12 protein-coding genes are annotated in these 13,293 nt (G+C 61.7%); 5 read left to right on the forward strand and 7 right to left on the reverse strand.

The genetic code is table 11. The features are described 5' to 3' along the window. Positions 1–49: 49 nt before the first annotated feature. From QN219_RS08280 to QN219_RS08290, 3 genes are all read left to right on the forward strand, one after another. Positions 50–718 carry a tetratricopeptide repeat protein gene (locus QN219_RS08280; protein ID WP_283999127.1) on the forward strand — a complete coding sequence of 223 codons (669 nt, stop codon included), beginning with the start codon at positions 50–52 and terminating at the stop codon, positions 716–718. 126 nt (positions 719–844) lie between these two features. After that, a complete protein-coding gene (der, locus tag QN219_RS08285; RefSeq protein WP_283999128.1) occupies positions 845–2,278 on the forward strand; it encodes a ribosome biogenesis GTPase Der in 1,434 nt (477 codons plus the stop codon). A 124-nt stretch (positions 2,279–2,402) separates the two neighbouring features. Further along, positions 2,403–4,052 carry an alpha-glucosidase family protein gene (locus QN219_RS08290; protein WP_283999129.1) on the forward strand — a complete coding sequence of 550 codons (1,650 nt, stop codon included), beginning with the start codon at positions 2,403–2,405 and terminating at the stop codon, positions 4,050–4,052. A gap of 3 nt (positions 4,053–4,055) precedes the next feature. On the opposite strand, the gene ade is transcribed toward QN219_RS08290, so the two are convergent. The 7 genes from ade to QN219_RS08325 form a co-directional block, all read right to left on the reverse strand. After that, entirely contained in the window at positions 4,056–5,753 is a 1,698-nt protein-coding gene (ade, locus tag QN219_RS08295; RefSeq protein ID WP_283999131.1) for an adenine deaminase, read from the reverse strand. Between the two features lie 87 nt (positions 5,754–5,840). After that, positions 5,841–7,169 carry an aspartate aminotransferase family protein gene (locus QN219_RS08300; RefSeq protein WP_173509544.1) on the reverse strand — a complete coding sequence of 443 codons (1,329 nt, stop codon included), beginning with the start codon at positions 7,167–7,169 and terminating at the stop codon, positions 5,841–5,843. Between the two features lie 248 nt (positions 7,170–7,417). Continuing rightward, entirely contained in the window at positions 7,418–7,762 is a 345-nt protein-coding gene (locus QN219_RS08305) for a helix-turn-helix transcriptional regulator (RefSeq protein ID WP_173509545.1), read from the reverse strand. A gap of 119 nt (positions 7,763–7,881) precedes the next feature. Continuing rightward, on the reverse strand, positions 7,882–8,625 hold the full coding sequence (locus tag QN219_RS08310) for a HugZ family protein (RefSeq protein WP_283999134.1): 744 nt from the start codon (positions 8,623–8,625) through the stop codon (positions 7,882–7,884). A gap of 89 nt (positions 8,626–8,714) precedes the next feature. Beyond that, positions 8,715–9,764 carry a choline ABC transporter ATP-binding protein gene (gene choV / locus QN219_RS08315; protein ID WP_283999136.1) on the reverse strand — a complete coding sequence of 350 codons (1,050 nt, stop codon included), beginning with the start codon at positions 9,762–9,764 and terminating at the stop codon, positions 8,715–8,717. Then, entirely contained in the window at positions 9,761–10,606 is an 846-nt protein-coding gene (choW, locus tag QN219_RS08320; RefSeq protein ID WP_283999137.1) for a choline ABC transporter permease subunit, read from the reverse strand. Before choW ends, choV begins: the two co-directional genes overlap by 4 nt. A gap of 180 nt (positions 10,607–10,786) precedes the next feature. Continuing rightward, positions 10,787–11,743: a choline ABC transporter substrate-binding protein gene (locus tag QN219_RS08325; RefSeq protein ID WP_283999494.1), complete on the reverse strand. Its 957-nt coding sequence runs from the start codon at positions 11,741–11,743 to the stop codon at positions 10,787–10,789. Positions 11,744–12,060: 317 nt separating this feature from the next. Here QN219_RS08325 and QN219_RS08330 point away from each other — a divergent pair, with 317 nt between their 5' ends. Both QN219_RS08330 and QN219_RS08335 read left to right on the forward strand, forming a co-directional pair. Next, positions 12,061–12,648, forward strand: a complete 588-nt coding sequence (locus QN219_RS08330) for a thymidine kinase (protein ID WP_173509549.1) — start codon at positions 12,061–12,063, stop codon at positions 12,646–12,648. Between the two features lie 171 nt (positions 12,649–12,819). After that, positions 12,820–13,206 (forward strand): cytochrome c family protein, encoded by a 387-nt coding sequence (locus QN219_RS08335; protein WP_283999138.1) that lies wholly within the window; start codon positions 12,820–12,822, stop codon positions 13,204–13,206. The last annotated feature ends 87 nt before the right edge of the window (positions 13,207–13,293 follow it).

Below are 13,293 nucleotides of genomic sequence, written 5' to 3' on the forward strand. Positions count from 1 at the left end.
GAAGGCGCAAAATTCTCAGCATGAAGGCCGGGCAGCCGGAACACAGGACATGGCGAACCAAGACGACAGCTTTATCCGCGAGGTCAACGAAGAACTCCGTTCGGACCAGATGAAGGCCATCTGGACGCGCTTCGGCGGGCTGATCGTTGCGCTGGCCGCCCTGATCGTTCTCGGCACCGTCGGCAAGGTTGGTTACGATTACTGGCAGGAAACGTCCTCGTCGCAGTCCGGCGACGCTTTCCTCGCCGCCCTCAATCTCGCCCGGGAGAACAAGTCGGACGAGGCCCTTGCGGCGCTGACGGCCCTGGAGAAGGACGGCTACGGCTCTTATCCCGTACTGGCCCGGCTCAGGACCGCAACCCTGCAGGCGCAGAAGGGCGAGACCGATGCGGCGATCGCCGCCTTCTCCGACATCGGCAAGGATACCCGCATTCCGCCGGCGCTGCGCGATGCGGCGCGTCTGCGTGCGGCCTATCTGCTTGTCGACAACGGAACCTACGAGCAGGTGTCGTCCGAGGTCGAGCAACTGGCCGTTCCGCAAAACACGATGCGCCATTCCGCCCGTGAAGCGCTCGGTCTTGCCGCTTACAAGGCAGGCGACTTCGCCAAGGCGAAAAGCTGGTTCCAGCAAATCACAGACGACAAGGAGAGCCCGCGCGGCGTCATGGGTCGTGCGCAGATGCTGCTTGACGTAATCGCTGCGAGCGGCAAAGCCTAGCGCATCGGCCCGAAAATCGGACCCGATTTTCGGAAAGCACGATGCGTAGACTCAAAGAGTTACAGCGTCCTTTGTGCGTCCTGAAAGGACGCACGGCGCTGTAAGAGCGGAAACGGATATTTCGAGATGAGCTTTACCGTCGCCATCGTCGGGCGCCCCAATGTCGGCAAGTCCACCTTGTTCAACCGCCTGGTTGGCAAGAAGCTGGCGCTCGTTGACGATACGCCGGGCGTCACCCGCGACCGCCGTCCGGGCGACGCCAAGCTCGTAGATCTCAAGTTTCGTATCATCGATACCGCCGGTCTCGAACAATCGGCACCCGAGAGCCTGCAGGGCCGCATGTGGGCGCAGACCGAGGCGGCGATCGACGAGGCCGACCTTTCGCTTTTCGTGATCGATGCGAAGGCGGGATTGACGCCCTCCGACGAAACGCTCGCCGAAATGCTGCGTCGCCGCGGCAAGCCGGTCATCGTCGTCGCCAACAAGGCCGAAGCGCGCGGCTCCGATGGCGGCTTCTACGACGCCTTCACGCTCGGTCTCGGCGATCCTTGCCCGATCTCGGCCGAACATGGTGAAGGCATGCTCGACCTGCGCGACGCGATCGTTGCCGCGCTCGGCGAGGAGAGGGCATTTCCGCCGAAGGACGACGTGGCGGTGACCGACGTCGATATTCGCCCAACCACTCCGGGCGAGGGGGCGGAGGACGACGACGCAGAGCCCGCCTACGACGAAACGAAGCCGCTGCGCGTGGCGATCGTCGGCCGGCCGAATGCCGGCAAGTCGACGCTGATCAACCGCTTCCTCGGCGAGGACCGGCTGCTGACCGGGCCAGAGGCAGGCATCACCCGCGATTCGATCTCCGTCGAATGGCAATGGCGTGGCCGCACGATCAAGATGTTCGACACGGCCGGCATGCGCCGCAAGGCAAAGGTCCAGGAAAAGCTCGAAAAGCTCTCGGTCGCCGATGCGCTGAGGGCGATCCGTTTTGCCGAGACCGTCGTCGTCGTTTTCGACGCCACGATTCCCTTCGAGAAGCAGGACCTGCAGATTGTCGACCTGGTGCTTCGCGAAGGGCGGGCGGCTGTGCTGGCCTTCAACAAATGGGATCTTGTCGAGGATTGGCAGGCGGTTCTGGCCGATCTCCGTGAAAAGACCGAGCGCCTGCTGCCGCAGGCGCGCGGCATCCGTGCCGTGCCGATTTCCGGCCATACAGGCTATGGTCTCGACCGGCTGATGCAGGCGATCATTGACACCGACAAGGTGTGGAACCGGCGCATCTCGACGGCGCGGCTCAACCGCTGGCTCGAAGCGCAACAGGTACAGCATCCGCCACCGGCCGTTTCCGGCCGCCGCCTCAAGCTCAAATACATGACGCAGGTGAAGGCCCGTCCGCCGGGCTTCATGATTTCCTGCACGCGCCCCGATGCGCTGCCGGAATCCTACACCCGATATCTCATCAACGGGCTTCGTAACGACTTCGACTTGCCCGGTGTGCCAATCCGCGTGCATTTCCGAGCGTCGGAGAATCCTTACGAATCGAAGGCACGCAAGAAACGTTGACCGCCTGACCGCTCATCGAGACGGTGGATTATCTTGCCGGCGGCGAACAGGACGATCGTCGTTTGCTCGAAGAATTCCCAAAGATACATCTGCATGGGGACAGCCGAAACGAGGGGATGCGCCGATGGCGACAGCATCGAGGTCAGGTGACGACTGGTGGCGCGGCGCGGTGATCTACCAAGTCTATCCGCGATCCTTCCAGGACACCGACGGCGACGGCATTGGCGATCTTCGCGGCGTCACGCGGCGACTTCCGCATATCGCCTCGCTCGGCGTCGATGCGATCTGGCTGTCGCCCTTCTTCACCTCGCCGCAGGCCGACATGGGCTATGATGTCTCCGACTATTGCGGCGTCGATCCGATGTTCGGCACGCTTGCCGATTTCGACGCCATGCTCGCGGAGGCGCATCGTCTGGGCCTGAAGGTAATCATCGACCAGGTGATTTCGCACAGCTCGGACCAGCATCCCTGGTTCATCGAGAGCCGGTCGAGCAGGACCAATGCCAAGGAAGACTGGTATGTATGGGCCGACCCGAAATTCGACGGGACGGCGCCGAACAACTGGCTTTCGATCTTCGGCGGCCCGGCCTGGGAATGGGACGGCGTCCGCAGGCAATACTACATGCACAATTTCCTATCGTCGCAGCCGGACCTCAACTTCCACAATCCGGAGGTCCAGGAGGCGGTGCTCTCGACCGTCCGCTTTTGGCTCGATCGCGGCGTGGACGGCTTCCGGCTCGATACCGCCAACTACTATTTCCACGACCGGAACCTCAGGGACAATCCGCCGCTCGTTCCCGATCCGGATGCAACGAGCCACGATGCGCCGGATGTCAACCCCTATGGCATGCAGGATCATCTCTACGACAAGACGCAGCCGGAAAATGTCGGTTTCCTGCGCCGATTGCGGGCGATGCTCGATGAATACAGCGGACGCGCCACGGTCGGCGAAGTCGGCGACGGTGCCCGTTCGCTGAAGACGGTCGCCGCCTATACCAGCGGCGGCGACAAGCTGCATATGTGCTACACCTTCGACCTTCTCGGGCCGGAGTTTACCGCAACGCATATCCGCCGATGCGTCGAGAACTTCCAGGCCGTGGTGACCGACGGCTGGGTCTGCTGGGCCTTCTCCAACCACGATGTCATGCGCCATGTCAGCCGGTTCGCGCGGGATGAGGCGGAGAGGGAGCGGGTGGCGAAACTGGCGATCTCCCTGCTTTCGGCCCTGCGCGGCTCCATCTGTCTCTATCAGGGCGAGGAACTGGGCCTGCCGGAGGCGGAGCTCTCCTTCGAGGAGTTGCGCGATCCCTACGGGATCCGCTTCTGGCCGGCCTTCAAAGGCCGCGACGGTTGCCGCACGCCGATGGTCTGGGAGGGGGACCTCGCCAACGCCGGATTCTCCGCCGGGATCCCCTGGCTGCCGGTGCGCGGCGAGCAGCGGATGCTGGCCGTCGATGCGCAGGAGAACATCTCGGGATCGGTCCTGGAGCATTATCGCCGGACCCTCGCTTTCCGCCGCCTGCACGCACCGCTTCTCGACGGCGATATGGGGTTTGTTGCCTCCAATCAGGACATTCTGGCTTTCATACGGGAGAAGGACGGTGAGCGGCTGCTCTTCGTCTTCAATCTCACGCGGGAACCGCAGACAGTTCAGCTTTCGACCGGAATGACTGTCTCGGTGGTGCTGCCGATGCCCGGATTTGCGCCCGCTTTCGCGGAGAACGCAATCACGCTCTCCGGCCTCGACGTCTTTTGTGGCAGGCTGCGAGCCTGAGGCTCACCCGATCAGCGCGAATCTATCCACGTCGATCAGTCCGCGATCCGAAATCTTCAGGTGCGGGATCACCGGTAGCGGCAGGAAGGCGAGTTGCAGGAAGGGTTCTTCGAGCGTCGCGCCCAGTGCAAAGGCGGCGCGGCGCAGGTGATGCAGGATATCGCGCACCCGTTCGTAGCGTTCGAGGCTCATCAGGCCTGCAATCGGCAGCGCGATCTCGCCGGTGACCCTGCCGTCTTCGACGACGACGAAGCCACCCTTGATCTCGCTGAGCCGGTTTGCGGCGAGCGCCATGTCCTCTTCGTTGACGCCAACGACGCAGATATTGTGGCTGTCGTGGCCGACCGTCGAGGCGATTGCGCCCTTCTTCAGGCCGAAGCCCTGGACGAAGCCGTTCGCGTGGTTGCCGTTGACGCCGTGGCGCTCGATGACGGCGACCTTGATGATATCTCGGCCAAGGTCGACTCCGGTTTGGTTTCCTTCAGCGGGCAAGTGGAAGCGCCGGTGTTCCGTGATGATCTTGCCAGGCAGGACGCCGATTACCGAGGTCTGACCTTCAGCATAGGGGACCGCGAAGTCGGCTGCCTTGACCTCGCCCGCCTTGACACTGTCGAGACCAACGGGTTCGACCGGTTTGCGCGTGGCGAAGAGCGCATCCGTTACCCGCCTCCCGGCGGAAAACACGATCTCGGCCTTGCAGTTTTCGAGGCTGTCGATGACGACGAGGTCGGCGCGCCAGCCCGGCGCGACGAGGCCGCGATCCATAAGGCCGAAGGCGCGAGCGGCGGAAACCGAGGCAGCGCGATAGATCGCCAGAGGCTCGACGCCTGCCGCGATCGCGGTGCGGATCATGTGGTCGAGATGGCCCTGTTCGGCGATATCGAGTGGATTGCGGTCATCGGTGCAAAGCGCAAGGTGAGGCGACAGCCGCTCGGTGATGATCGGCATCAGGGCATTGAGATCCTTCGAAACGGACCCTTCGCGCACGAGAATCTGCATGCCCTTGCGGATCTTTTCGAGCGCCTCGCCGGCGGTCGTGCATTCGTGATCGGTGCGGATGCCGGTGGCTAGATAGCCGTTCAGCTCCTTGCCGGAGAGAAGCGGTGCATGACCGTCGATGTGACCGCCCTGGAACGCATCGAGCTTGGCCAGGCAGACGGGATCCTTGTGGACGACGCCGGGAAAGTTCATGAATTCGGCGAGCCCGATCACCTTCGGGTGGTGGCGGAAGGGCACGAGGCGCTCGATCGGCAGGTCGGCACCGGTCGTCTCGAGATGTGTCGCCGGCACGCAGGACGAAAGCTGGACGCGGATGTCCATGATCGTTTCCACCGCCGAATCCAGGAAGAACTGGATGCCCTCTGTGCCAAGCACGTTGGCAATCTCATGCGGGTCGCAGATGGCCGTCGTGATGCCGAGCGGTAGAACGCAGCGGTCGAATTCGTGCGGGGTGACGAGCGAGGATTCGATGTGCAGATGCGTATCGATGAAACCCGGAACGACGATGCGCCCTGTGATGTCGATTTCCTCGCGCCCCTGATAATCGCCGTAGGTGCCGACAATGCGATCGCCACAGATGGCGATGTCGGAGGCAACCAGATCACCGGTGACGAGGTCGAAGAAGCGCCCGCCCTTGAGCACAACGTCTGCCGGGGCGCGGCCCACACCCTGATCGATGATACGTTCCAACATCTCGGACATGCGCGCGCTCCGCCTCTTTGCTTCGGTCATAAGAATAACCCTCTCCCCGCGCAGGGGGAAAGGGTCGAGAAAGCATGATGTCGAAGCTCAGATGTTGTTCTTCAGAACGTCTCGCAGCTTGTCGAACAATTCGTCGATCTGCTGCTTCTCGATGATGAGCGGCGGTGACAGCGCGATGATGTCGCCGGTCGTGCGGATCAGCAATCCCTTCTCATAGGCTTTCAGGAAGGCGGAGAACGCCCGCTTTGTCGGCTCACCGGCGATCGGCTCCAGTTCGATCGCACCGATCAGGCCGATGTTGCGGATGTCGATGACATGCGGGCAGTCCTTGAGCGAATGCAGCGCTTCTTCCCAATAGGAGGCGAGCTCAGCGGCGCGTGTGAGCAGGCCTTCTTCCTTGTAGGTATCGAGCGTGCCGAGCGCTGCGGCGGAAGCGATCGGGTTGCCGGAATAGGTATAGCCGTGGAAGAACTCGATCAGATGTTCCGGCCCGGTCATGAAGGCGTCGTGGATCTCCGACGTCACGAAGACGGCACCCATCGGGATCACCCCGTTGGTGAGACCTTTCGCGGTGGTGATGATGTCCGGCTTCACGTCGAAGTACTGCGCGGCAAAAGGCGTGCCGAGGCGGCCATAACCGGTGATGACCTCGTCGAAAATCAGGAGGATGCCGTGTTTGGTGCAGATTTCGCGCAGCTTCTGCAGATAGCCCTTCGGCGGGATGAGGACGCCGGTGGAGCCCGCAACGGGCTCGACGATGACGGCGGCGATCGTCGAGGCGTCATGCAGGGTGACGATCCGCTCTAGTTCGGTTGCGAGATCGGCGCCATGCTCCGGTTCTCCACGGGTGAAAGCATTCTTGGCCGGAAGATGGGTGTGCGACAGGTGGTCGACGCCAGTCAGAAGCGTACCGAACATCTTGCGGTTGGCGACGATGCCGCCGACCGAAATACCGCCGAAATTGACGCCGTGATAGCCGCGCTCGCGGCCGATCAGCCGGAAACGGGAGCCGTTGCCCTTGGCGCGATGGTAGGCGAGCGCGACCTTCAGGGCCGTATCGACCGATTCGGAACCTGAGTTCGTGTAGAGAACATGGTTCATTCCCTCGGGCGCGATGTCTACGAGACGGTTGGCAAGCTCGAAAGCTTTCGGATGGCCGAGCTGGAAAGCGGGCGCATAGTCGAGTTCGCCGGCCTGCGCGCGAATCGCTTCGGTGATTTTCGGTCGGCAGTGGCCCGCGTTGACGCACCAGAGGCCCGCTGTCCCGTCCAGCACCGTGCGGCCGTCATGGGTCGTGTAGTACATGTCCTTGGCGCCGACGAAGAGGCGCGGCTCTTTCTTGAATTGCCGGTTGGCCGTGAACGGCATCCAGAAGGCGCGCAGATCGTTCGGCGTGGTGTTCAATCGGTTCGACATGTCCTGTTCTCCTCGGCGGATCTGATTGCTGGCGGTGCCAAATGACGGCCAGGTCGGATTCTTTTACCCGTTGGTCAAACTATCAGCGCGCCCGATAGCGTCAAGCCTGCGGCTTTTGCGCCCCGCGCCAAGTTTTTCGAGTGAACGACTTGGCGGCGCCTTCCCGGCGCGCCAAAAATATAAGCCCCCCGCGTGATTGTTCGTGGGGGGCTTCTCAGAATGTCCAGCGTGGCGGACGTATTGGGAGTTTACGCCGATTTGCGGACGAGGATTTTTTCTTCCACGGCATTGTTGTCTTCACCGTAGATCTCTGCGAGGGCGCCCAAAATCTTCATGACCGCGCCAGAGGAACTCGAATAATAGATCGTCTGGGCGTCACGACGGGTGCTTACCAGATTCTGGGCACGCAATTTCGAAAGATGCTGAGAAAGAGCCGACTGGCTCAGCCCAACCTTATTGGCCAATGCGCCGACCGCCAGCTCTTCCTTGGTGAGAGAGTCGAGGATGAGGAGGCGTTTCGGATTTGCCATGGCCGAAAGGAAACCGGCTGCTATTTCGGCTTCCTCGTGTTTTTCAGGCGGAAGAGGCTGCATTGCGTGCTCCATGCGAAAATTACATCACACGTAGTTATGATTGACGAAGCACGATAATTAGCCGTGATGCATAAAAGGGCAACCACCCAGTGCGAAAAATGGGGGTAGCTTGGCGCCGATTAACCGTAAAGTTTTTTCAGAAGCGGCCGTAATTCCCCCGGATCCTGGATAGATGCCTCGAATTCGAGGCGCCGCAACCGCTCTCCGTCGGAAAGGTCGAGGCCGGCTGCGTCGATGCCGACGATCTTCCAGTCACCGTCCGGCGCGCGGCAATGGACGGTCGCGTAGTGCTTCACGGCGCCGGCATGGTCGGCATTCATGTGCTCGATCGCGCTCTCCTCCATTTCGGCGAGCGCGGGCGCGGCCGGCGAAGTAATGGCGAGATCTTCGGCCGTCAGCACGTAGGCGCGGCCGAAGCCGCCGTTAAGGCTTGCCCTGAGCGGCTGCAGGCGGAAGAAGCCGAAATCGGGAAAGTCGACATAGAGCTTGGCCTTGGGGTGGCGGCGGACGAAGCGCGCACGGATGCGGGCATGAGCCTCGGAATCGTGCGGAACCTCTTCGGCTTCGCATTGGACGGTAAGGCGCGGGTGGGCGAGCGGATCGCCCTTGCCGGGCTCGCCCGCCAGTAGCGACGCGCGCCGGTCGGCGAGCAGCGCCTGCGTGTGCGTTGCCAGTCGCGAGACGAGTACCACCGGGGCGCCATCGATGTCGATGCCGATCAGGGCGCGGCTTACGAAGGGGAAGCCGCTGCTTTCGGGCTCGATGACCGCGAGCGCAGCACTTTTGGCCGAGCGAAGCAGTACCCGGGCAAGCTTGCGCGCCTCATCGTCGGTTTCGCGCAGTACGTTGGGTTTGTCGCTCATGACTCGCCTCCTTTCGCTGCCTGCCACCCCGAACAATGAAAAGCCCGAAGCGGTCGCTCCGGGCTTTATTGGCCGTTCGGCGCGTTGCGTCAACTTTTGTTGCGATGACGCGTCAGGCCCTCGACGACGTTTTGCGCATCGATCGTGCCGACCACCGAGCCGTTGTCGACGACGCCGATGCTGCCCGGCTGCCGGGACATGGCATCCAGAATGTCGACGAGGGGAGTGGTCAGCTTCGCCGTTGCGGTCACGCCGGCAATTGTGGCGCCTCGTTCGACACCGGTTCGCATGACGTCTTTTGCCGTCAGCATGGTGATCGGGTTCATGTGCTGGACGAAGTCGGCCACGTATTGGTTTGCCGGGTTTTTCACGATCTCCTGCGGCGTGCCGCACTGGATGATGCGCCCGCCCTCCATGATGGCTATGCGGTTGCCGATGCGGAAAGCTTCATCGAGGTCATGGCTCACGAAGATGATCGTCTTCTTCAGTCGCCGCTGGAATTCGAGCAGTTCATCCTGCAGGCGGGTGCGGATCAAGGGATCGAGCGCCGAGAACGGCTCGTCCATCAAAAGGATGGGTGCACCGGTCGCAAAGGCGCGGGCAAGTCCGACGCGCTGCTGCATGCCGCCTGAAAGCTCGTTGACTTTCCGGTCTGCCCATTTCGTCAGATTGACCAGATCGAGCTGTTCGCCAACGCGTTTTTTTCGCTCCGCCTCCGGCATGCCTGCGAGTTCGAGACCGAAGCCGACATTGTCGGCGACGGTCCGCCAGGGGAGAAGAGCGAACTGCTGGAACACCATGGAGACCGTATGCATGCGGAAGTCGCGCAACGACTTCGCCGTACAGCGATAGGGGTTCAGCGAACCATTCCCGGTCTTGATCTCGACGTCGCCACGCACGACGGGCGCAAGGCCGTTGACCGCTCTAAGCAGGGTCGACTTGCCTGATCCGGAGAGACCCATCAGGACCAGGATCTCTCCTTCGTTGATCGTCAGCGAAGCGCCGGCGACGCCAAGCACGAGGCCTGTGGCCGCGCCGATTTCGTCGCGGCTTTTCCCCTGGTCGACCATCTGCAGGGCGGCCTGCGGGCTCTTGCCGAAGATGATGTCGACATTCTTGAAAACGACGGCGTCGGTCATGCGCCTTCTCCTTCGTCGGACGAGCGGAACAGACGGTCGAGAACGATGGCGAGGATGACGATGCAGAGGCCGGATTCGAAACCCCGGGCGATATTCACCGTGTTCAGTGCCCTGAGGACCGGCACGCCGAGGCCGTCGGCGCCCACCAGGGCGGCGATGACGACCATCGAGAGTGACAGCATGATTGTCTGGGTAAGTCCGGCCATGATTTGCGGCATTGCGAAAGGCAGTTCCACCTTGCGCAGCACCTGCCAGGGAGTGGCGCCGAAGGACTCGGCTGCCTCGACCAGGGACGGCGGCGTGGAGATGATGCCGAGGCGGGTCAGCCGGATCGGCGCGGGAATGGCGAAGATGACCGTGGCGATCAGGCCCGGCACCATGCCGAGCCCGAAGAGGATCAGCGCCGGAATGAGATAGACGAAGGTGGGGATGGTCTGCATGAGATCGAGGATCGGACGCATGACCGAGTAGATCCAGGCGCGCCGCGCCGCCGCAATGCCGAGAGGAACGCCGACAGCCATGCTGACGAAGCTTGCCGCGAGCACCAGCGCCAGCGTTTCGGTCGTCTCCTGCCAATAGCCCTGATTGATGATCAGCAGCAGCCCGAGACAGGTGAAGAGAGCAATGCCGATCGAGCGACGGAACCACCAGGCAAGCGCCGTGACGACGACGACAACGATGAGCGGGTGAGGCGTCTGGAGGATGTAGAGCAGGACGGCAACGACGGCCGACAGGAAGTTTGCGAGCTGATCGAAGAACAGTTCGAAATTCGTTGTCAGCCAATCGACGAACGCCTTGGCCCAGCCCCCGATGGGGATGCGGTATTCAGTCAGAAATTCCACGAACTTGGATCCCTCTCGTCAGGGTCAAAAACCGGATCGCGCTAAGCGGTGAAAAAAGGCGGGGTGGTCCCCGCCCGCTGCATGTTTCGGTTATCGGAGCCGACAAAAACATGCAGCAATTCAAACTGCTGCAGCGACCTTTGTGCGCCGCCGGGGGCGACGCATCGGTGCTCTAGCCGATCACAGACCAAGAGCGGTCTTTACCGCAGCCAGTCCGTCGCCGCCATCCTTGGTGGTAACACCGGCAAGCCAGGGATCGAGAGCCGTCGGATTGGCCTTGAGCCATGCCGCCGCAGCCGCCTCCGGCTCTTCGCCGTCGTTCAGGATCTTGCCCATGATCTCGTTCTCCATCTGGAGCGAGAACTTCAGGTTCTTCAGCAGGGCACCGACGTTGGGGCATTCGGTCGTGTAGCCGGCACGCACGTTGGTGTGCACCGTCGCTCCGCCGAAGTTCGGGCCGAAGATGTCATCGCCGCCGGACAGATAGCTGAGCTTGAAATTTGCGTTCATCGGATGCGGCTCCCACCCGAGGAAGACGATCGGCTCGCCGTCCTTTTCGGCGCGGGCGACCTGCGCCAGCATGCCTTGCTCGGAGGATTCGACCACTTCGAAACCCTTGAGATCGAAGGTTCCCTTTTCGACCATGTCGATGATCAGACGGTTGCCGTCATTGCCCGGTTCGATTCCGTAGATCTTGCCTTCCAGCGCGTCCTTGTGCGCCGCGATATCCTTGAAATCCTTGATGCCGAGTTCCGCGCCCTTGGCGTTGGTCGCGAGCGTGTACTTGGCGCCTTCGAGGTTCTCGCGCACGGTTTCGACCGACTTGTCCTCGCGATAGGGCGCGATGTCGGCTTCCATCGTCGGCATCCAGTTGCCGAGGAAAACGTCGATGTCCTTGTTCTTCAGCGAAGTATAGGTGACGGGAACGGACAGGACTTTCACATCCGTCTCGTAGCCGAGGCCCTCGAGGATAGTCGTCGCCGTTGCGGTCGTTGCCGTAATGTCGGTCCAGCCCACGTCGGAGAAACGGACGGTGCTGCAGCTTTCCGGTTCGGCCGCGGCCGCATTTCCGGCGGTCAGGGCGGCCATGCAAACGGCACCAGCCAGCATGAATTTGATAGAGTGCATCCTTATCATCATTGTCGTTCCCCTGCCTCTGATTATTGTTTTAGCCAAACACCAATGGAGCCTGAATTCAAGCGCCTTGATGTCGAAGGAAGTGTATTGCGTCAATACATTGAGGGGATGCACAATGCGACGCCGGATGTCGCAATGTCTATGAAATAAGAGCCTTTTGGCGTCGAGCGCTTGCGCCAACACGCGGGGGTTTCGCTTGGCTGCTCGGTCCAGGGAACCACGTGGGAGATGAAAATCTGTGGGTCACGCCGACGTGCTCTGGTCATCGGCCGCAAGCCCCGTCATGAAGCGGATCATGAAGTCCGGAGACGGGAAACATGGCCAAACTCTATTTCAGCTATGCGACGATGAATGCGGGCAAGAGCACGCTGTTGCTGCAGGCCTCCTACAATTATCAGGAGCGCGGCATGCGCGTGGTGATGCTCATCGCCGCCTTCGACGACCGCGCCGGCGCCGGCCGCATCTCTTCACGCATCGGACTGACGTCGGAGGCGATCCCGTTCAACGCGGATGACGACCTCTACGCCCTTGTGGAGAGGCTGAACGTCGACGGTTCCGGCGAGATCGCCTGTGTTTTCGTGGATGAGGCGCAATTCCTCGGCGAGAACCAGGTCTGGCAACTCGCGCGCGTCGCCGACCGTCTCAGCATCCCGGTTATGGCCTACGGCCTCAGAACCGACTTCCAGGGCAAGCTCTTTCCCGGTTCAATGGCGCTGCTTGCAATCGCGGACGAGTTGCGCGAAGTCAGGACGATCTGCCATTGCGGGCGCAAGGCGACAATGGTCGTGCGCCTCGATGGCGCCGGTAACCTCGTGCGCGAGGGCGCGCAGGTGGATGTCGGTGGCAACGAAAAGTACGTTTCGTATTGCCGCCGTCACTGGGAAGACCGGATGCATGACGGTTGACGCTGCCGTTGTCTGCGCGCAGAAAGCGCCATAGTCACGCGCGTTTGCTTCCTACAGCGACCTTTGCGCGTCTAGTCAGACGCGCAAAGGTCGCTGTAGGACTTTGAGTGTCCGCATGATTCCTTAAATCGATTCCGATTTAAGGAATCATGCAGGAGGGAATTCAAGCTCATGCATCGGTTTGGCGTTGTCGCCTTTCTTCTTTTTTATCTCGGCGCATCAGACGGGTTCGCCGGCGGGGATGCAAAAGCGGGAGCGGCGGTCTTCAAGAAGTGCGCCGCCTGCCACATGGCAACCGAGCCCGCAAACCGCGTCGGTCCCACGCTGATGGGCGTGGTCGGTCGTCCGGCGGGCTCGCTCGCCAACTACGACTATTCCGACGCGATGAAGGCGTTCGGCGCCGAAGGCAAGGTGTGGGACGAGGCCACGCTTTCGGAATATCTTCTCAGTCCCAAAGCCATGGTTCGCGGCACGAAGATGAGCTTTCCGGGGCTGAGAAAACCTGCCGAAATCGCCGATGTGATCGCCTATCTGCGGGACCCTTCGGCTGCACAATAGAGGGTCGCTGCCATCGCCCGCCTTTTCTTCGGCCGCTGGGTGAAAAAGGCTGCCTGCAACACTTGTCCTGACCGGCTAAACATCCTT

Origin of the sequence: Sinorhizobium sp. 8-89 (assembly GCF_030124325.1) — a bacterium.
Taxonomy (GTDB): Bacteria; Pseudomonadota; Alphaproteobacteria; order Rhizobiales; family Rhizobiaceae; genus Sinorhizobium.